Annotated in this window: 16 protein-coding genes; 10 read left to right on the top strand and 6 right to left on the bottom strand. The window is 73.7% G+C overall.

The window, feature by feature from the left end:
• Window positions 1-94 precede the first annotated feature (94 nt).
• The gene (locus IW256_RS21460; RefSeq protein WP_197012687.1) at window positions 95-2,302 is read left to right on the top strand and encodes an acyl-CoA dehydrogenase family protein; all 2,208 of its coding nucleotides are present in this window, start codon (window positions 95-97) and stop codon (window positions 2,300-2,302) included.
• A 200-nt stretch (window positions 2,303-2,502) separates the two neighbouring features.
• Here the strand turns inward: IW256_RS21460 and IW256_RS21455 are convergent, their stop codons facing one another.
• A complete protein-coding gene (locus IW256_RS21455; RefSeq protein WP_197012686.1) occupies window positions 2,503-2,844 on the bottom strand; it encodes a hypothetical protein in 342 nt (113 codons plus the stop codon).
• Between the two features lie 141 nt (window positions 2,845-2,985).
• Between IW256_RS21455 and IW256_RS21450 the strand changes: the two genes are divergently transcribed.
• Genes IW256_RS21450 through IW256_RS21435 form a run of 4 tightly spaced genes read left to right on the top strand, consistent with a single transcriptional unit; the run spans window position 2,986 to window position 7,563 of the window.
• A complete protein-coding gene (locus IW256_RS21450) occupies window positions 2,986-3,516 on the top strand; it encodes a hypothetical protein (RefSeq protein ID WP_307828990.1) in 531 nt (176 codons plus the stop codon).
• The gene (locus tag IW256_RS21445; RefSeq protein WP_197012685.1) at window positions 3,516-4,424 is read left to right on the top strand and encodes an AAA family ATPase; all 909 of its coding nucleotides are present in this window, start codon (window positions 3,516-3,518) and stop codon (window positions 4,422-4,424) included. The genes IW256_RS21450 and IW256_RS21445 overlap by 1 nt, the downstream gene beginning before the upstream one ends.
• A 14-nt stretch (window positions 4,425-4,438) precedes the next feature.
• On the top strand, window positions 4,439-5,935 hold the full coding sequence (locus IW256_RS21440; RefSeq protein WP_197012684.1) for a vWA domain-containing protein: 1,497 nt from the start codon (window positions 4,439-4,441) through the stop codon (window positions 5,933-5,935).
• Between the two features lie 38 nt (window positions 5,936-5,973).
• Window positions 5,974-7,563 (top strand): adenylate/guanylate cyclase domain-containing protein, encoded by a 1,590-nt coding sequence (locus IW256_RS21435; RefSeq protein WP_197012683.1) that lies wholly within the window; start codon window positions 5,974-5,976, stop codon window positions 7,561-7,563.
• A gap of 27 nt (window positions 7,564-7,590) precedes the next feature.
• Here IW256_RS21435 and IW256_RS21430 read toward each other — a convergent pair whose 3' ends face one another.
• The 4 genes from IW256_RS21430 to IW256_RS21415 form a co-directional block, all read right to left on the bottom strand.
• Window positions 7,591-8,367 carry a hypothetical protein gene (locus IW256_RS21430; RefSeq protein WP_197012682.1) on the bottom strand — a complete coding sequence of 259 codons (777 nt, stop codon included), beginning with the start codon at window positions 8,365-8,367 and terminating at the stop codon, window positions 7,591-7,593.
• A 207-nt stretch (window positions 8,368-8,574) separates the two neighbouring features.
• The gene (locus IW256_RS21425; RefSeq protein ID WP_307828989.1) at window positions 8,575-9,231 is read right to left on the bottom strand and encodes an AAA family ATPase; all 657 of its coding nucleotides are present in this window, start codon (window positions 9,229-9,231) and stop codon (window positions 8,575-8,577) included.
• A 66-nt stretch (window positions 9,232-9,297) separates the two neighbouring features.
• Window positions 9,298-9,963: an MBL fold metallo-hydrolase gene (locus tag IW256_RS21420; protein WP_197016453.1), complete on the bottom strand. Its 666-nt coding sequence runs from the start codon at window positions 9,961-9,963 to the stop codon at window positions 9,298-9,300.
• 77 nt (window positions 9,964-10,040) lie between these two features.
• Entirely contained in the window at window positions 10,041-10,802 is a 762-nt protein-coding gene (locus IW256_RS21415) for a maleylpyruvate isomerase family mycothiol-dependent enzyme (protein ID WP_197012681.1), read from the bottom strand.
• A 413-nt stretch (window positions 10,803-11,215) separates the two neighbouring features.
• On the opposite strand from IW256_RS21415, the gene uvrA reads away from it, so the two are divergent.
• Window positions 11,216-14,053: an excinuclease ABC subunit UvrA gene (gene uvrA, locus IW256_RS21410; RefSeq protein WP_197012680.1), complete on the top strand. Its 2,838-nt coding sequence runs from the start codon at window positions 11,216-11,218 to the stop codon at window positions 14,051-14,053.
• A 166-nt stretch (window positions 14,054-14,219) separates the two neighbouring features.
• Entirely contained in the window at window positions 14,220-14,750 is a 531-nt protein-coding gene (locus IW256_RS21405; protein ID WP_197012679.1) for a Rieske (2Fe-2S) protein, read from the top strand.
• Between the two features lie 159 nt (window positions 14,751-14,909).
• Here IW256_RS21405 and IW256_RS21400 read toward each other — a convergent pair whose 3' ends face one another.
• On the bottom strand, window positions 14,910-16,031 hold the full coding sequence (locus tag IW256_RS21400; protein ID WP_307828988.1) for a mechanosensitive ion channel family protein: 1,122 nt from the start codon (window positions 16,029-16,031) through the stop codon (window positions 14,910-14,912).
• Window positions 16,032-16,163: 132 nt separating this feature from the next.
• Here IW256_RS21400 and uvrC point away from each other — a divergent pair, with 132 nt between their 5' ends.
• From uvrC to IW256_RS21385, 3 genes are all read left to right on the top strand, one after another.
• Entirely contained in the window at window positions 16,164-18,245 is a 2,082-nt protein-coding gene (uvrC, locus tag IW256_RS21395; RefSeq protein WP_231403874.1) for an excinuclease ABC subunit UvrC, read from the top strand.
• Entirely contained in the window at window positions 18,242-19,120 is an 879-nt protein-coding gene (gene rapZ / locus IW256_RS21390) for an RNase adapter RapZ (protein ID WP_197012677.1), read from the top strand. The genes uvrC and rapZ overlap by 4 nt, the downstream gene beginning before the upstream one ends.
• A 117-nt stretch (window positions 19,121-19,237) precedes the next feature.
• Complete coding sequence (locus IW256_RS21385) at window positions 19,238-20,221, top strand: gluconeogenesis factor YvcK family protein (protein WP_197012676.1); 984 nt, start codon at window positions 19,238-19,240, stop codon at window positions 20,219-20,221.
• Window positions 20,222-20,231: the final 10 nt, after the last annotated feature.

Genomic DNA, 20,231 nt, shown 5'->3' with positions numbered 1-20,231 from the left:
GAGCGCCGGCGCCACGAGATCTCTCCCAAGGCCGCATCTGATCCGAATGCTGTTCTAGAATCGGAGTCACCAGCGGTCTGAGAGAGGGTGACGCATGGCCATCGGGCTGACCGAAGAGCACGAGGCGCTCGCCGAGTCCGTACGCGGATTCGCCGAGCGCAACATCCCGGCGACGGTCGTACGGTCCGCACTGGACGCGGAGGAGGAGACCCGTCCGGGGTTCTGGCCGGCCTTGGCCGAACAGGGCCTGCTCGGGCTGCACCTGGAGGAGGAGCACGGCGGGCAGGGCTTCGGCCTGCTGGAGCTGGCGGTCGTGGTGGAGGAGCTGGGCCGGGTGGCGGCGCCCGGCCCGTTCCTGCCGACCGTCCTGGCCGGCGCCGCGGTGAACGCCGCCGGCAACGCCAAGGTCCGCGCGGAGCTGCTGCCGGGGCTGGCCGACGGGTCGCGGACCGCCGCGCTCGCGCTGTCCGGTGAGCTCACCGCCCGCCGCGACGGGGACACCCTCGTCGTCGGCGGCACCGCCGACCCGGTGCTGGGCGCCGCCCTCGCCGACGTGCTGGTGCTGCCGGCGACCCTGGACGACGGCACCCGCGAGTGGGTGGCGATCGACGCGGCCGAGGGCGGGGTCACCGTGACCCCCGCCGCCCGCAGCCTGGACCGGGTCCGGCGCGTCGCCGCGGTCGAGGTCGCCGGCGTCCGGGTGCCCGCCGACCGCGTGCTGGACGGCCTCACCGACGCGGGCGTCCGGGAACTGGCCGCCACGCTGCTGGGCGCCGAGGCGGCCGGCCTGGCGGGCTGGTGCGTCACCACCGCCGCCGAGTACGCCAAGGTGCGCGAGCAGTTCGGGCGCCCGATCGGGCAGTTCCAGGGCGTCAAGCACAAGGCCGCCCGGATGCTGATCGCGCTGGAGCAGGCCCGCGCCGCCGTCTGGGACGCCGCCCGCGCCCTGGACGAGCGGGCCGAGGACGCCCCGTTCGCCACCGCCGTGGCCGGGGTGATCGCCCTGGACGGCGCCGTCCAGACCGCCCGCGACGCCATCCAGATCCTCGGCGGCATCGGCTTCACCTGGGAGCACGACGCGCACGTCTACCTGCGCCGCGCGCTGACCCTGCGGGCGCTGGCCGGCCCCGCCAAGGGGTACGCGGCCGAGGTCGCCCGGCGCGCGCTGGCCGGCGGGCGCCGCGAGGTCGAGCTGGAGCTGGACGAGGGCACCCAGCCGCTGCGCGAGCGCATCCGCGCCGAGATCGCCGAGCTGGCCGCGATCGAGGACAAGGGCGAGCGCAACCGCGCGATGGGCGACCGCGGCTGGACCGTCCCGCACCTGCCCGAGCCCTGGGGACGCGGCGCGGGCCCGGTGGAGCAGATCCTCATCCAGCAGGAGCTGAGGGCCGCCAAGGTCAAGCCGCCGAACCTGGTGATCGGCGCCTGGCTGGTGCCGTCCCTGGTCGCCTACGGCACCGACGAGCAGAAGGAGCGCTTCCTGCGCCCGACGCTGCGCGGCGAGATGGTGTGGTGCCAGCTGTTCAGCGAGCCCGGGGCGGGGTCGGACCTGGCCTCCCTGTCGATGCGGGCCGAACGGGTCGAGGGCGGCTGGCGGCTGACCGGCCAGAAGATCTGGACCTCGGTGGCGCAGTTCGCGCAGTGGGGATTCTGCCTGGCGCGCACCGACCCGGACGCGCCCAAGCACGACGGCATCTCCTACTTCCTGGTCGACATGAAGGCCGAGGGCGTGGACGTGCGCCCGCTCCGTGAGCTGACCGGCGACGCCCTGTTCAACGAGGTGTTCCTGGACGGGGTGTTCGTTCCCGACGACTGCGTGGTCGGGGAGGTCGACAAGGGCTGGCAGGTCGCCCGCAACACCCTCAGCAACGAGCGGGTGTCGCTGTCGACCGGCGGCGGGATGGGCATGGGCGTTCCGGAGCTGCTGGCGTTCTTCGCCGGCGCCGACCTCGACCCGATCGCCGAGGCCGAGGTGGGCCGGCTCGTCGCGCAGGGCCAGTCGATCGACCTGCTGGGCCTGCGCACCACGCTCAAGCAGCTGAACGGGGTGGAGCCGGGCGCCGAGGCCAGCGTCCGCAAGCTGCTGGGCGTCCAGTTCAACCAGGACGTCGCCGACTACTGCTGGGCGGCGCAGGGCGCGGCGGCGGCCACCGAGGTGCCGCAGACCCGCAGCGGCGACGTGGCCCGGGCGATGCTGTTCAGCCGGGCGATGACGATCTACGGCGGCACCACCGAGGTGCAGCTCAACATCATCGGCGAACGGCTGCTCGGCCTGCCCCGCGACCCCGAGCCCGGTAAGTGACGTGACCCGGCAAGTGACGGGACCCGGTGAGCGGCCGATCCGGTGAGCGACGGGGCCGGGTGAGCGACGGAGTCCGCCGGATGACCGGGCCCGGCGGCCGGGTGACCCCGGGCCGGGACCGGTCGTCCGGCCCGAAGGAAGCCCGGCGGCCGGCCCGGAGCCGGTGGCCGTGCCGCGGCGGGCGGGCCGCCCGCCGCGGTTCAGCGCGAGCGGAGGCCGTGGATCAGGTTGACCAGCACGATCGCGGCCCAGGTGATCACCAGCCCCGGCACCCCCGCGTTGACGGCGCCGATGGCGCTCAGCGGGATGGCCGCGACCAGGGAGACGATCGCGAGCGCGAGCGCGGAGTTCCGCTCGGACCTGGACCGGAGCGTCCCCGCCGGGAGACGGCCGCCGGCCGGCGCGGCGGCGCGCGCCGCCAGGGTCGCCTCGATCCGGGCGGCGAGCGTCTCGACGAAGGCGTCGTCATAGTCGGGACCCAGCTCCCGCCGGGCCGCCAGCGCCGCGGCCAGGTCGTCACGCGGCAGGCGTGGAGTCGTCATGCCCCACTTATAGGCGACGGGCCCTCCCGGCGGCGTCACACCTGGGAACGAGATTCCGTGTCGGCCCCAGGGGCGACCCCGTCCAGAACAGAACCCCGCGGATAAAATGCCGACTTCGTCCGAGAACCCCCGGAGGTCCACGTGAGAGCTCGGGTCCGCTCGACCGCCGCCCCCGCCGCGGCCCCGGTCCGCCGTGCGGCCGGCGTCCGCATCGCCCGCGCCTCCTTCGGGGCGACGGCGCTGGCGTCCGCGCTCGTCCTCTCCGGATGCGGGGGCGGCGAACCGCCGGCCCAGGCCGGCGGCGGGACGGCCTCCTCGCCCCCGCCCGTCCCGGTGCCCTCCGTCCCCACGTCCGCGCCGCCCGCCGCGGGCGGCCGGCCCTCGCTGCCGGCCGTGCCCAAGGTGCGGTCCGCGGAGGTCAAGCCGCTGGTCGGGCGCTGGTCGGGCCCCGGCGGCGACTACTTCCTGTTCAAGGCCGACGGCTCCGGCTCGTGGATGAAGGGCGGCCAGGCGCTGTGGAACGGCCAGGTCATCCCCGAGGGCAAGGGCAGGTTCCGCTTCTCCTGGCAGGGCGGCGACCCCAAGACGGCCTCGTACTGGGGCGCCACGCTCACGGGCGAGAGCAGGCTGCTGTTCGCCGGCACCAACCAGACCTACACGAAGGCCAAGTGATGACCGCAGCAGGGACCGGCCACGGCTCCACGGTGCCCGCGGACTCCGCGGAGTTCGCCTCGCCCGCCGACGTCGACCGCAGGCTCGCCGAGGTCGGCTACCTGGCCGACGAGGCGATCGCGACCACGGTGTACCTCGCCCAGGCGCTCGGCAAGCCGCTCCTGGTGGAGGGCCCCGCCGGGGTCGGCAAGACGGAGCTGGCCAAGGCGGTCGCCACCGTGCAGGGCGCCGAGCTGATCAGGCTTCAGTGCTACGAGGGCCTGGACGAGGCCCGCGCGCTGTACGAGTTCAACTACAAGAAGCAGCTGCTGGCGATCCAGGCGGCCTCCGGCGACCGGGCCTGGCAGCAGACCCACGACGACATCTTCTCCGAGGAGTTCCTGCTGGAGCGCCCGTTGCTGGCGGCCATCCGGCGGACCGGCCCCACCGTGCTGCTGATCGACGAGGCCGACAAGGCCGACGTCGAGGTGGAGGGCATGCTCCTGGAGGTGCTGTCGGACTTCCAGGTGACCATCCCGGAGCTGGGCACGGTCGCCGCGGTCCGCCGCCCGTTCGTGCTGATCACCTCCAACGCGGCCCGGGAGCTGTCGGAGGCCCTCAAGCGCCGCTGCCTCTACCTGCACCTCGACTACCCGGATCCGGAACGGGAACGTGACATCGTGCTGGCGCGGGTGCCCGGCATCGAGGCCGCGCTGGCCGAGCAGCTGGTGCGCACGGTCGGGACGCTGCGCGACCTGGAGATCAAGAAGGCCCCCTCGATCGCCGAGAGCGTCGACTGGGCCCGGACGCTGCTGGCCCTCGGGCTGGACGAGCTGGACGAGGCCGCGGTCGCCCGCACCCTCGGCGTCGTCCTCAAGCACGTCTCCGACCAGGAGCGCGCCGTCAAGGAACTGGGCCTCAAGGGCTGAGCGGGCTGAACGCGATGGTCCACCAGCAGGAGCCCGGCGCCGCGCCCGATGACCCGTCCGGCGCGTCCGGCGCCCCGGCAGGCGCCCCGTCCGAGGGCCGGGACGGGCGGCGGTCCCTGGTCGGCCGCCACACCGGCTTCGTCGCGGCGCTGCGCGAGGCCGGGCTCCCGGTGTCGGTCGCCGAGGGCCTGGACGCGGTGCGCGCGATGCAGATGATCGACCTGGTCGACCGGGACGCGCTGCGCGCCGCCTACGCCGCGACCGTGGTCAAGCGCCCCGCGCACCGGGCGACCTTCGACACCCTCTTCGACCTGTGGTTCCCGGCCGCGCTGGGGGACGGCGCGGCCTACACCGGAGGCTCCGCGGACGGCGCCGCGGCACGCTCCCGCGATCCCGCCGCGCGCCGCGTCCCGCCCCCGCTCGACCCGGAGGTGCAGGCGCGCCGCCGCGAGCTGTTCGACCTGCTGCTGTCGGGCGACGACCCGGGGCTGCGCCAGTTCGCCCGCGCGGCCGTCGCCGAGTACGGGCGGACGCCGGGGCAGGAGTCGTGGTTCTCCTCGGGCGTGCTGCGGGCCATGTCGCCCGAGACCCTGATGGCGGGACTGCTGGAGGCCGTGCTCACCGGCCGGGAGCGCGGCGGGATGGCCGAACGGGTGGCCCGCCGTGACTTCCGCGCCCGCATCGCCCGTTTCCAGGACCTGGTCGCCACCGAGGTCCGGCGGCGGATCGCCGAGGACACCGGCGTCGAACGGACCGCGCGGATGGCCGTCCGCCCGCCCCTGGAACGGCTCGACTTCAACCGCGCGGCACGGGCCGACCTGGCCGCGCTGCGCCGCGAGGTGCACCCGCTGGCCCGGCGGCTGGCGACCCGGCTCCAGCAGAGGCAGCGCGCGGGGAACCGCGGGCGGCTGGACTTCCGCCGCACCGTACGGGCCTCCCTGGCCAGCGGCGGCGTGCCGCTGTCCACCCATCACCGCCCCCGCCGCCCGCACAAGCCCGAACTGGTCATCCTGTGCGACGCCAGCGACTCGGTGTCGGCGTTCGCGCACTTCACGCTGCTGCTGACGTTCGCGCTGCGGGAGCAGTTCAGCAAGGTGCGGGCGTTCGCGTTCATCGACGCCACCGACGAGATCACCAGATTCTTCGCGCCCGGCGTGGACGTGGTGGACGCGATGACGCGGATGGCGAGCGAGGCCGACCTGGTCTGGATCACCGGCCGCAGCAACTACGGCCACGCGATCAAGGTGTTCGAGGACAGGTACGCCGACGCCGTCACCTCCCGCACCTCGCTGCTCGTCCTCGGCGACGCCCGCTCCAACTACGGCGAGCTGTCGCTGCCCGTGCTGCGGCGGCTGGCGGACCGGGCGCGGCACGCGTACTGGCTCAACCCCGAGCCCCGGTCCCAGTGGGACACCGGCGACTCGGCGGCCTCCCGCTACGGCGAGATCGTCCCGATGTACGAGTGCCGCAACCTGACGCAGCTGGCGGAGTTCATCGAGGAACTGGCCTGAGGTCCGGCCGCGCTGACCGGCGAGTACTCTGCACGCCCATGGAGACGGACACGGTGGACGGGCCCGGCGCGCGGGCCCGCGGCGGCCCCCTCCGGCCGTTCCGGCGCCTCGTCGACGGCCGGCCCGGCGACTCCGGCGCCCGGATCGCGCGCCGCGCCCGCCTCCTGGTCACGGTCGCGACCGGCCTGGCCAATCTCGGCGGCGCCCTGGTGGTCCTGCTGTTCACCATCGTCGTCCCCGACCCCGCCGGCGAGGTCTCCGAGCGGCTGCACACGATCAACTACCTGGTCTTCACCGCCTACGTGATCGCCGCGGTGCCCGTCGGGCTGCTGCTGGGCGAGCGGTTCTTCCGGCGGGTGCGGCGGCTGGTGGAACGGCACGGCGCGCCCGGCAGGCACGAACGCTCGCTGCTGCTGTACGGCCCGCTGCGCCTGATGTCGGTGCACCTCACGCTGTGGGGGATCGGCACGGTCGGCTGGGTCCTGATCAACCTGCCGTTCTCCACCGTCCTGGCGGTCAAGTACGGGCTGACCAGCCTCCTCGGCGGCCTGACCACCTGCACCGTGGTGTACCTGCTCGCCGAACGGCTGCTGCGGCGCGCCGTCACCGCCGCGCTGACCGCCGGGATGCCGCGCCGGACCGGGCTGCCGGGCGTGGTGGCGCGGTCGGTGCTGGCCTGGGCCCTGGGCACCGCCGTGCCCATCCTCGGCCTGATGGTGCTCGCCCTCGGCTCCTTCCTGATCGCTGAGGTCACGCTGCGGGACTTCGCGGTCGCCGTGCTGGCGCTGGGCGGCACCGCCCTGGTCGTCGGCCTCGGCGTCACCTACGGGGCGGCCCGCGCGATCGCCGACCCGGTCGAGTCGGTACGGCTCGGCCTGGCCCGCGTCGAACGCGGCGACCTCGACGTCGAGGTGCCCGTCTACGACGCCACCGAGGTCGGCCTCCTGCAGGCGGGCTTCAACCACATGGCCGCCGGCCTGCGCGAGCACGCCCGGCTCCAGGACCTGTTCGGCCGGCAGGTCGGCGAGGACGTCGCGCGGGTGGCGCTGGAGCGCGGCATCGACCTGGGCGGCGAACTGCGCCAGGTCGCGGTCGTCTTCGTGGACATCATCGGCTCCACCCGGCTGGCCGCCGACCGGCCGCCCACCGAGGTGGTGAAGCTGCTCAACGACTTCTTCGCGGTGGTGGTGGCCACGATCGGCGAGCACGGCGGCTGGATCAACAAGTTCGAGGGGGACGCGGCGCTGGCGGTGTTCGGCGCCCCGCTGGACCTGGACGGCACGGCGCGGCGGGCGCTGGCGGCGTCCCGGGAGCTGGCCGCGCGGCTGCGCCGGGAGGTGCCCGCGCTGCGCGCCGCCGTCGGGGTGTCGGCGGGCGAGGCCGTCGCCGGGCACATCGGCGCCGAGGAGCGCTTCGAGTACACCGTCATCGGGGACCCGGTGAACGAGGCCGCCCGCCTCACCGACCTGGCCAAGGGGACCGAGGCGCGCGTCCTGGCGGCCGGATCGCTGCTGGAGGAGGCGGCCGTGGACGAGGCCGGAGGGGAGGAGGCCGCCCGCTGGCGGCTCGGCGAGGAGGTCACGCTGCGCGGCCGTACCCGGCCCACCCGCCTGGCCTCACCGCGTTGACCCCGGTGTCGACGGTGCTGACGCCGGTCAGGACGCCGCGATCGTGGCCTTGCGCAGGGTGGTGTAGAAAGGCGACTTCTTGAATCCGGGGCCGGTCTCCTCGCCGATGTAGACATCGGCGTGGTGCTCGCCCCCGTATCCGGGCCGGAACAGGTCCGTGACCTTCCACGTCGCCGTGCGGAACCGGGCGCAGACCTCCTCGGCCACCGGACGCCCCCGCCAGTCCCGGCCGCAGTCGACGATCCGGAACCGCTGCCCGCGGGCGAGCACGTCCCGGTCGGCCGCGGCCGAGGACCACGCCTTGAGCGGGCGGGCCGTGGAGTCGCGGGTGCTGTCGTCCAGCCACCAGCCGACGCTGTGCGACCAGTTGAGGTAGCGGCCGCGGTGCGGGCCGGTGGTGATCCGGCCGCTGCCCTCGGTCTGGATCTCCTTGAGGAAGTCCTTCGGATAGGACCCCAGCGGTGTCCTTCCCCACTTGCAGTGCAGCTCGGGGCACCCGCGCACCGGCTTGAGCGGTCCGCCGTGGAACGTCTGGACGACGGTGTAGTAGGTGGTGATCCGCCAGGAGCGTGCCTTGCCGAGCGGCTCGGGCGGGCCGGCGGGCGATGCCCCCGTTCCCTGCGCGGTGTCCGACGGGGACGGCGCGGCGGACGGGTCCGTGACCGCCGGGGCCGAGCCGCTCGAGCCGGTGGCGGTCGGAGGCCCCGCCTCCAGCGCGCCCGTGGACGCCGCCGACCCGCTCCCGCACCCGGCTCCGAACACGCACATCACGAGGACGACCGCCCCCCGAGCCCCCACCCGCATCGCACCCCTCCTCCGCGCAAACGGACACCATGGTGCCACGCGGTGACGCGGTGCCGACCTGGTTGCGAAGAACAGGCCACCGATACCTCAGGGGGTGCGGCCCAGACTCCGGAGCCACCCCCCCCGGGGGGCCACCTCCGCGTGATGCGAGTCCCCTGCCCTGCTCCCGGGGGAGCCGCCCTGCTCCCGGGGGAGCCGCGGCCCGTCTCAGTCGAACCGGATCGACCGCAGGGCGTCCGCCTCCGCACGGGTCAGCACGGTGACCGTGGCGGCCGGGGGGACGGCGCCCGCGCGGGCCCGTTCCATGAGGGGACGCCAGCGGCGGCAGTGGCGCGCGAAGGTCATCGGGGCCACCACCCGTCCCCGGGCGAGCTGGCCGGCCCGCGCCGTAGGGGGGTCCACGTCGATGAGGATCAGGTGCACCCGGGCGCCGTGCCGCCCGGCCAGCCAGGCCAGCAGGCGCACCAGGTGCGGCCAGGTGCCGCGGGTGTGGGCGACCACGCTCCGCCCCCTGACCACCTCGCGGGCGATCCACCAGACGTGGGTGAGGTTCACCAGCGGGACCAGGGCGCGCGCGGGCAGCGCGCGCAGCGGCCCCGCCCACCGGTTGCGCGCCTGCCGCGAATCGATCACCAGGCCCCCGGGGACCGGCACCGGCCCGGCCTCGTCACCGCGCAGCCCGTACAGGCGCTCCAGCAGCGTGCTCTTGCCCGCGCCGGGCAGCCCCGCCACGAGAACGAGAGAGCCGGCGGGGTAGCTCAGCCGGGCGCCCGCCTCCGCCCCGGACTCCGCCTTCTTGAGTTCGCGGATTACGCATCTCCTGGTCTCGGCCCCGAAAACACTGGTGGTTGGGAGAACGAACACCTGTGACCAGTGGTTCCGGTGACCGCCGGGAGAGCCGTCACGCGCACCGGGCGACCGCGCCCGGAGTCACCAGCCCCGGGAGCGCCACTCGGGGAGCGAGGGCCGCTCGCGGCCGAGCGTGGAGTCCTTTCCGTGGCCCGGGTAGAACCACGTCGCGTCCGGCAGGCGGTCGAACACCCGCTCCTCGACATCCGACATCAGCTGCTCGAAGCGGGCCCGGTCACCCCAGGTGTTGCCGACGCCGCCGGGGAAGAGGCTGTCGCCGGTGAACAGGTGGGGCCGGTCGGCCAGCTCGCCGCCCGCGTCGTACAGCAGCGCGATCGAACCCGGCGTGTGACCCCGCAGATGGACGACCTCCAGCGACGCCTCGCCGACCTGGACCGTGCCACCGTGCTCGACCGGCTCGGCCACCGGCTCCGGCAGCGCCTCCGCGTCGAACGGGTGGGCCACCACCGGCGCGCCCGTGGCCGCCACGATCTCGCTCAGCGCCATCCAGTGGTCCTGGTGCCGGTGCGTGGTGACGATCCGGGCGAGCGGCCCGTCCCCGATCAGCTCCAGCAGCCGCGGGGCCTCGTTGGCCGCGTCGATGAGCACCTGCTGCCCGGTCGCCGTGCAGCGCAGCAGGTAGGCGTTGTTGTCGTAGGGGCCGACGGCGACCTTGGTGACCGTGAGACCGGGCAGCTCCCGGACGTCGGCCCTCCCGCCGACCTCGACGTTCCCCGTGTAGCTCATCCACGCCTCCGCTCGACCGGGTCCGATGATCCTCATCGGCCATCCTCCCCCATCGGCCGGGCGGCGGCCCGGCCGCCTCAGAAACGGGCGGGAGCCTGTGGCCAGGGCGGCGGGACGGGCAGCGGCCCCTCCGGCCGCCTGACCAGTCCCTCGCCCGAGGAACGGCCGGTCAGCCAGCCCAGCATCGCCCGCCCCGACCCGCAGATCCGCGGGGCGCCCGCGCCGCCGCCCAGGTCGGCGGCGTCCCCGGTCTCGGTGGCCAGGAGGCGGTGACCGTTCAGGCCGCCGCGCAGGCCCTCCGGCAGCGCCTCCAGGTCGGCCAACGTGGCGGGCAGCGCCCACTGCACGTACGCCGCGGGCCAGCGGGCGGGCCCGTACCCCGCGGCGAGGTCGGCGTGATGGGCCTCCACCTCGTGCCAGCGCCGGTAGACGGTGTACCAGGCCGGGTGGGAGAAGCCGGCCATGGCCTCCACCGTCACCTCCCGCGCCTCCGGCGGGAGGCTCGCGGCCTGCATGGAGAACCGCTCCGCCGTCTCCCGTACGTCCCGCACCAGCTCCTTCGCCCCGCGACCCGCGCCCTCCTCCAGGGCGGCGTTGCGCGCCTCCATGCTCGGATACTGCGGGATCCGCACGCCGGTCCGCGCCCACTCCAGCAGGTTCCACAGGGAGTCGGCGTTGCGCGCGATGTGGGTGGCCACGTGCCCGCGCGTCCACCCGGGCAGGGCCGACGGGGCGCGCATGTCCTCGTCCGAGAGCTCCTCCAGCGTCGCCACGATCCGTGCCGTGCCCGCGTCGACCTCCGCGAGGACCTCCGGTACCGCACCCGGCCATTCGCTCATGTCGCCCATCCCTCCCGGTCGTGCCCCTGACTGTGGCCCCCGGTCTTCATCCTGCCCTTCCGCGAGCCGCCGGGCACCGGTGAGAATGATCTCCATGCCCCGGCCGGGCCGGCCGGGCCGGCCGGGCCCGCCGGGCCCGCCGGGATCGTTGGGGCGGGAGCCCGCTCGCTGCGTTCCGGTGGCGATAGATCTTCGAACACGTGTACGGTTCCAGTGTGGTGGCCGCTCCTACGGGGGCCCGCGGGAAAGATGACGAAATGCGGCGGCGGGCGCCGCTGTTATGGACTCGGGGGAGACCATCCCGCTTCGTGGTTAGCCTGTCACTGTGCCCACCGCGCCTTCACGCGGGCCGCGAGGGCCCGAGTGAACAGCAACGACCGTCGCCGCGCCAGAAGAGGAACCGGAACAACGCCGTGCATGACCGACTCATCGTGCGTGGAGCACGCGAGCACAACCTGAAGGACGTCTCGCTCGACCTGCCGCGGGACGCCATGATCGTGTTCACCGGGTTGTCCGGGTCGGGCAAGTCGAGTCTGGCGTTCGACACGATCTTCGCCGAGGGCCAGCGCCGGTACGTGGAGTCGCTGTCGGCCTACGCCCGGCAGTTCCTCGGGCAGATGGACAAGCCCGACGTGGACTTCATCGAGGGCCTGTCCCCGGCGGTGTCCATCGACCAGAAGTCCACCAGCAAGAACCCGCGCTCCACGGTCGGCACCATCACCGAGGTCTACGACTACCTGCGGCTGCTGTACGCCCGGATCGGCCACCCGCACTGCCCCGAGTGCGGGCGCCCGATCAGCCGGCAGGCCCCGCAGCAGATCGTCGACCGGGTGCTGGAGCTGGAGCAGGGCACCCGGTTCCAGGTCCTGGCCCCGGTGATCCGCGGCCGTAAGGGCGAATACCTGGAGCTGTTCCGCGAGCTGCAGTCCAAGGGCTACTCCCGGGCGCTGGTCGACGGCCAGATGATCCGGCTGGACGACCCGCCCCGGCTCAAGAAGCAGGAGAAGCACGACATCTCCGTGGTGGTCGACCGCCTCGCCGTCAAGGACACGGCCCGGCAGCGCCTGGCCGACTCCGTGGAGACCGCCCTCGGCCTGGCCGGCGGCACCATCGTGCTGGACTTCGTCGACCTCCCCGAGGACCACGAGCACCGCACCCGGATGTACTCCGAGCACCTCTACTGCCCCTACGACGACCTGTCGTTCGAGGAGCTGGAGCCGCGCTCGTTCTCGTTCAACTCGCCCTACGGCGCCTGCCCCGACTGCACGGGCCTGGGCACCCGCATGGAGGTCGACCCCGAGCTGGTCGTCCCCGACCCGACGCTGACCCTGGGCGAGGGGGCCGTGCAGCCCTGGTCCGGCGGCCACGTGAGCGACTACTTCCTGCGGCTGCTGTCGGCGCTCGGCGACGCCATGGGCTTCGACCTCAACACCCCGTGGGAGAAGCTGCCGGCCAAGTCCCGCAAGGCGATCCTCCAAGGGCACGAGACCCAGGTCCACGTCCGCTACAAGAACCGCTACGGCCGCACCCGCTCCTACTACACCGCCTTCGAGGGCGTGGTGCCCTACATCCAGCGGCGGCACGCCGAGTCCGAGAGCGACTCCACCCGGGAGAAGTTCGAGGGCTACATGCGGGAGATCCCGTGCCCGACCTGCAAGGGCGCCCGGCTCAAGCCGGTCGTGCTGGCGGTCACCATGGGCGGCCGGTCGATCGCCGAGGTCGCGGCCATGCCGATCGGCGAGTGCGCCAAGTTCCTGCTGGCCATGGAGCTGAACGAGCGCGAGCGGCACATCGCCGAGCGGGTGCTGAAGGAGATCAACGCCCGGCTGGGCTTCCTGCTGGACGTCGGGCTGGACTACCTCACCCTCGACCGCGCCTCGGCCACCCTGGCCGGCGGCGAGGCGCAGCGGATCCGGCTGGCCACCCAGATCGGCTCCGGCCTGGTGGGCGTGCTCTACGTGCTGGACGAGCCGTCCATCGGGCTGCACCAGCGCGACAACCACCGGCTGCTGGACACCCTGCTGCGGCTGCGCGACATGGGCAACACCCTGATCGTGGTCGAGCACGACGAGGACACCATCCAGGCCGCCGACTGGGTGGTCGACATCGGGCCCCGCGCGGGCGAGCACGGCGGCCGGATCGTGGTCTCCGGCACCGTCGAGGACCTGATGACCTCGGAGCACTCGCTGACCGGCGCCTACCTGTCGGGCCGCCGCGAGATCGCGGTCCCGGAGATCCGCCGCCCCCGCCGGCGGGGCCACGAGGTCACCGTCAAGGGCGCCCGCCAGAACAACCTGCAGGGCGTGGACGTGGCGTTCCCGCTGGGCGTCTTCACCGCGGTCACCGGCGTCTCCGGGTCCGGCAAGTCCACCCTGGTCAACGACATCCTCTACAACGCGCTGGCCAAGCAGCTGCACGGCGCCCGCACGGTGCCGGGCAAGCACCGCCGGGTCAACGGGGTCGACGAGCTCGACAAGGTCGTGCACGTCGACCAGTCGCCCATCGGCCGCACGCCCCGGTCCAACCCGGCCACCTACACCGGGGTGTTCGACCACATCCGCAAGCTGTTCGCGCAGACCACCGAGGCCAAGGTGCGCGGCTACCAGCCGGGCCGGTTCTCCTTCAACGTCAAGGGCGGGCGCTGCGAGAACTGCTCGGGCGACGGCACCATCAAGATCGAGATGAACTTCCTGCCGGACGTCTACGTCCCCTGCGAGGTCTGCCACGGCGCCCGCTACAACCGGGAGACGCTGGAGGTCCACTACAAGGGCAAGACCATCTCGGAGGTGCTGGACATGCCGATCGAGGAGGCCACGGCCTTCTTCGAGCCGATCAAGGCCATCCACCGGCACCTGAAGACCCTCAACGACGTCGGCCTGGGCTACGTCCGGCTCGGCCAGCCGGCCCCCACCCTGTCGGGCGGCGAGGCCCAGCGCGTCAAGCTGGCCTCGGAGCTGCAGCGCCGTTCCACCGGGCGCACGATCTACGTCCTGGACGAGCCCACCACCGGGCTGCACTTCGAGGACATCCGCAAGCTGCTCGGCGTCCTCAACGGGCTGGTCGACAAGGGCAACACGGTGATCGTCATCGAGCACAACCTGGACGTCATCAAGACGGCCGACTGGATCATCGACATGGGTCCCGAGGGCGGCTCCCGCGGCGGCACGGTGGTGGCCACCGGCACCCCCGAGGAGGTGGCGAAGGTGGAGGCCAGCCACACCGGCCAGTTCCTCGCCAAGATCCTCTCCTGATCCGATCCCGCCCTGACGTCGCAGGTCAGGGGATATCCTCCAGGGAATCCGCGACGACATCCGGCGCGGATTGAACCTTCAAATGCGCCGGTACGTTCTCCCCAGTGACAAGGGAGGCACGCGCGGTACCCGCGCGGAGCACGGACGCGACACACGGAGGAGATCCATGGCACAGGCGCCCGCACCGCGGACGGACAGCCCGGCACCGGCGGCCGGGGCCGAACCGCCCACCGCGGGACCGGCGGCCGGCGCCGGTGAGGCAGGCAGGACCCGGCGCGGGCTCCTGATCGGGGCCGGGCTCGCCGGTGCCGCCGGGCTCGCGGCGGCCTGCGGCGGCGGTGACGACGCCGGCGGCGCCGCGGGCGGGGAGGGCTCCGGCGGCGGGGGCGGCGAGGGCGGTGCCGGGGGCGGGAACGCCCTGGCCCGGACCAGCGAGATCCCGGTCGGCGGGGGCAAGATCTTCGAGGCGGAGAAGGTCGTCGTGGTCCAGCCGGCCCAGGGGCAGTTCAAGGCGTACAGCACCGCCTGCACGCACAAGGGGTGCCCGGTGAAGAAGGTGTCCGGCGGCGTCATCGAGTGCCCCTGCCACGGCAGCAAGTTCAAGATCGAGGACGGCTCGGTGGCCAGCCCCCCGGCGACCAAGCCGCTGGAGGAGAAGCAGATCAACGTCCAGGGCGACCAGATCACGCTGGCCTGACCCGGCACCGGCCCCGGCACCGGCACCGGCACCAGGCACCGGCACCGGCACCAGGCGCCGGCAGGCGACGGGACGGCACGGGGCGCGCGGGTCCATCCGGTCCGGCGCGCCCCGCCGCACTCCTGTGCGTGCCGTTCCGCGTGCCCCTTGCGCGGGCCGTCACCGGTGCGAGGTCGGCACGGAGGCCGGCCCGGCGCCCTCGGCGCCCTCGGGCCCCCCGGTGCCACCGGCGCTTCCGGCGGTCCCCGCGTTCTCGGTCAGCTCGGCACGGAACCGGGGGAGGGCGGCGGGATGGTTCTCGCGGACGTAGGCGACCAGGTGCTCGCGGGCGTCGCAGCGCAGGTCCCAGGCGCTGGCGGAGTCGGCGGCGCTCATCAGGGCGCGCAGCTGGACCAGCCCGTTCGGGAGCACGTCGGTCACCTGCAGGATCCACTCCCGCCGGTCCCACAGGGGGTGGTCGCGGAGCATCGTGTACAGCTCGCCGCGCAGTTCCTCGACCGGCACCGACCAGTCCACGTGCAGCGTCACCGAGCCGATCACGCGGCTGGTGTGCCGGGTCCAGTTCTCGAACGGCTGCTCGGTGAAGTACGAGACCGGGAGGATCAGGCGCCGGTCGTCCCAGAGGCAGACGACCACGTACGACAGCGTCAGTTCCTCGACCCGTCCCCACTGCCCCTGGACCACCACCACGTCGTCGAGGCGCAGCGCGTCGCTGAAGGCGATCTGGAGCCCGGCGAAGAGGTTGCCCAGCGCGGGCCGGGCCGCGATCCCCACCACCAGCCCGGCGACGCCGGCCGAGGCCATGACGCCCGCGCCCAGCGTCCGTACCGCCGGGAAGGTGAACAGCGCCGCCCCCACCGCGACGACCACGACCACGGCGGCGCTGATCCGGCGCAGCAGCAGCATCTGGGTCCGGGCCTTGCGCGCACGCCGGTTCCGCTCGCCCTCGATGCGCATCAGCCGCCGTAGTGCCGGGTCGGTGAGGGCGTAGGAGATCCGCAGCACCAGCCAGGTGGTGGCGCCGATGGCCGCGATCTTCAGCAGGTGGCGGACCGCGCCCTCGGCCGGGTCGTCCAGGAGCCGGTACGGCATCGCGGTGCCGGTGCTGATCACGACGGCGAAGGTGAACCCCGGCGCGGCGCAGCGCCGGGCCGCCTCCCCGGCGCCCGGCCAGCGCGCCGACAGCCGCCGCCCGGCCAGCAGCCGGCGGGCACCCTCCACCGCGATGACGGCCGTGGCCACCGTCGCGGCCAGCACGACCCAGCCCCAGAACGCGGACACTCCCCGCTCGACCTCCCCGCGATCGCCGATTCCTTGGCGGACCTTTGCGGTCCTTTGGGCGACTCTTTCCGATCATCGGGGACGCGAACGAGATCTGCGTCACTCCGCTGGGGCGGGTGCGGGGCGTCCGCGTTGTCGGTGCGGCCTACTAGGCTTTCGGACGTGGCAGACCCCGCGACCTACCGACCCGCCCCGGGGTCCATACCGGACTCGCCGGGCGTGTACCGCTTCCGTGACGAGCACGGGCGGGTCGTTTACGTGGGCAAGGCCAAGAACCTGCGCTCCCGGCTCAACTCCTACTTCACCGACTTCGCCGGGCTGCACCCGCGGACGCAGACCATGCTGCGGACGGCGGCCAGGGTCGACTGGACGGTGGTGGGCACCGAGGTCGAGGCGCTCCAGCTGGAGTACTCCTGGATCAAGGAGTTCGACCCCCGGTTCAACGTCCGCTACCGCGACGACAAGTCCTACCCCTACCTGGCGGTCACCCTCGACGAGGAGTATCCGAGGGTGATGGTGATGCGCGGCGCCAAGCGCAAGGGAGTGCGCTACTTCGGGCCGTACTCCCACGCGTGGGCGATCCGGGAGACGGTCGACCAGCTGCTCCGGGTGTTCCCGGTCCGCACCTGCCGGCCGGGGGTGTTCAAGCGGCAGCGCCAGCTCGACCGGCCCTGCCTGCTGGGCTACATCGGCAAGTGCTCGGCGCCGTGCGTGCGGCGGGTGACGGCGGAGGAGCACCGGCTGCTGGCCGAGGACTTCTGCGCGTTCATGGCGGGTGAGACCGGCCGGTTCATCAAGCGCCTCGAACGCGACATGCGCGAGGCCGCCTCCGCCCAGGAGTACGAGCGCGCGGCACGGCTGCGCGACGACATCCGGGCCCTGGAGCGGGCGCTGGAGAAGCAGACGGTGGTGCTGGCCGACAGCGTCGACTGCGACATGATCGCGTTCGCGGAGGACGAGCTGGAGGCGGCCGTCCAGGTCTTCTACGTGCGCGGCGGCCGGATCCGCGGCCGGCGCGGGTGGGTGGTCGACAAGGTCGACGCGGTCACCACCGCCGACCTGGTCGAGCACTTCCTGATCCAGGTCTACGGCGAGAGCGAGTCGGTGCCGCGCGAGGTGCTGCTGCCGGCCCTGCCGCCCGACGTCGACGCGATGACCGAGCTGCTCGGCGAGCAGCGCGGCGGCCCCGTCCGGCTGCGGGTGCCGCAGCGCGGCGACCGCAAGGCGCTGCTGGACACCGTGGCCCGCAACGCGACCGAGGCCCTCAAGCAGCACAAGACGCGCCGCGCCAGCGACCTGACCACCCGCAGCCGGGCGCTGCGGGAGATCCAGGAGGCGCTGGAGCTGCCGGAGGCGCCGCTGCGCGTCGAGTGCTACGACGTCTCCAACCTGCAGGGCTCCAACGTGGTGGCCTCCATGGTGGTGTTCGAGGACGGGCTGGCCCGCAAGAGCGAGTACCGCCGCTTCTCGATCAAGGCGGTGGAGGGCCAGGACGACGTCCGCTCCATCCACGAGGTCGTCACCCGCCGGTTCCGCCGCTACCTGGCCGAGAGCGAGAAGTACGGCGAGCTGGACTCCCTCGGCGACGACCCGGGCGAGGCCCCGGAGGCGGGCGCCGGGGACGCCGCCGCGGAGGCGGCGGCCCACCAGCCGATCGATCCGGAGACCGGGAAGCCCCGCAAGTTCGCCTACCCGCCCAACCTGGTGATCGTCGACGGCGGCCCGCCGCAGGTCGCGGCGGCCCAGCGGGCCCTGGACGAGCTCGGCATCGACGACATCGCGGTGTGCGGCATCGCCAAGCGGCTGGAGGAGATCTGGCTGCCCGGCGACCCCGACCCGGTCATCCTGCCGCGGAACAGCGAGGGCATGTTCCTCGTCCAGCGGGTGCGCGACGAGGCCCACCGCTTCGCCATCACCTTCCACCGGCAGCGGCGGTCCAAGGCCATGACGGTCAGCGAGCTCGACGACGTTCCCGGGCTGGGGCCGGCGCGCCGCTCGGCCCTGCTGAAACACTTCGGATCACTGAAGCGGTTGAAAGAGGCGACGCCCGAGCAGATCGCCGAAGTCCCCGGCATCGGGCCGCGCGGGGCGGAGCGCATCGCCGCGGCCCTGCACGGGGGCGCGGCGCCGGGGGCGCCCGCGCCCGCGGCGCCGGTGGGGGAGGAAGGCGGCGGAGCCGGGGCCGGCCGCGATCACAGGGGGAGACCGAGTTGACCACGGAAACGCAGATCCCGGACATCGTCATCGTCACGGGCATGTCGGGGGCGGGCCGCAGCACGGCCGCCAAGGCGCTGGAGGACCTGGACTGGTTCGTCGTCGACAACCTGCCGCCCGGGCTGCTGGCCACCATGGCCGACCTGGGCGGGCGGGTGAAGGACGCGGTCCCCCGGATCGCCGTCGTCGTCGACGTGCGCAGCCGCGCCTTCACCGACGACCTGCACACCTCCATCGGCGAGCTGGAGGCGCGCGGCGTCCACCCGCGGGTGGTCTTCCTGGAGGCCGGTGACGCCGACCTGGTGCGCCGCTTCGAGAGCGTCCGCCGCCCGCACCCGCTGCAGGGCGACGGCCGGCTGGTCGACGGCATCGCGCGCGAGCGCGAGCTGGTCCGCGAGGTGCGCGCCGAGGCCGATCTGGTGATCGACACCAGCGGCCTGAACGTGCACGAGCTGCGCGCCAAGATCGTCGGCTTCTTCGGCAACGACACCGGCGAGTCCAGCCTGCGGGCGACCGTGGTCTCCTTCGGCTACAAGTACGGCCTGCCGGCGGACGCCGACCTGGTCGTCGACTGCCGGTTCCTGCCCAACCCCCACTGGGTGCCCGAGCTGCGCCCCAAGACCGGCAGGGACGCCGCCGTCCGCGACTACGTGCTCGGGCAGCGCGGCGCCAAGGAGTTCCTGGACGCCTACACCGAGGTCCTGCGGCTGCTGGCCGACGGCTATGAGCGCGAGGGTAAGCACTACGTGACGCTGGCCGTCGGATGCACGGGCGGCAAACACCGTAGTGTGGCCATGGCGGAGCAGATCGCCGCCCGGCTGAGGGACGAGGGCATCGAGGTCCGGGCCTCGCACCGCGATCTCGGCCGTGAATGACGACGTGAACGACCGACCCGGGCCGGGCCCGGACGAGGAGAAGAGCGACGCGGTGGACCCTGGGGTGGGATCTCGGCCGGCGTCCGGGCCGGTACCCGGGGCGGCACCGTGGGCGGCGTGGTGAGCCGGTCCGGGCCGGGGGAACGGCCCGGGCCCGCGGTCGTCGCGCTGGGCGGCGGGCACGGCCTGTACGCCTCGCTGTCGGCGCTGCGCCGGGTCACCGACCGGCTGACCGCCGTGGTCACCGTCGCCGACGACGGCGGGTCCAGCGGCCGGCTGCGCCGCGAGCTGGGCGTGCTGCCCCCCGGCGACCTGCGGATGGCGCTGGCCGCGCTGTGCGGTGACGACGAGTGGGGGCAGACCTGGCGCGACGTCGTCCAGCACCGCTTCCGCAGCCAGGGCGAGCTGCACGACCACGCGGTGGGCAACCTGCTGATCGTCGCCCTCTGGGAGCTGCTGGGCGCGGACGCGCACGGCTCGACCGTGGCGGGTCTCGACTGGGTGGGGCGGCTGCTGGGCGCGCAGGGCCGGGTGCTGCCGATGGCCTCGGTGCCGATGGACATCGTCGCCGAGGTGCGCGGCGCCGACCCTTCCCGTCCCGACGAGGTGACCCGGGTCAAGGGGCAGGTGGCCTGCGCCAAGACGCCCGGGACGGTGCTGGGCATCTCGCTGGTCCCCACCGATCCGCCCGCCTCCCCCGAGGCGCTGGCGGCGGTGGACGAGGCCGACTGGGTGGTGTTCGGCCCCGGGTCCTGGTTCACCAGCGTGCTGCCCCATCTGAAGGTCCCCGAGCTGGCCCGTGCGCTCGTCGCCACCAAGGCGCGGCGCGCCGTCGCGCTCAACCTGGCCCAGCAGCCGGGGGAGACCGACGACTTCTCGCCGCAGACGCATCTGGAAGTGCTGCAGGCGCACGCCCCCGATCTGCGCGTCGACGTCGTCCTCGCCGACCGGGGGGTGGTGGACGACCCGGTCGCGCTGGACAAGGCCGTCCAGGACCTCGGCGGACGGCTGGTCCTGGCCGACGTCGCCGCCGACGACGGCTCCCCGCGTCACGATCCCGCCCGGCTGGCCCAAGCCTTCGTGAAGATTTTCCGTGACTGACCTCCGGCGC

The organism is Actinomadura viridis (assembly GCF_015751755.1).
Classification (GTDB): Bacteria; Actinomycetota; Actinomycetes; order Streptosporangiales; family Streptosporangiaceae; genus Spirillospora; species Spirillospora viridis.
The sequence above is the reverse complement of the archived record's forward strand: the minus strand, read 5'-3'. Positions and strand labels throughout refer to the sequence as shown.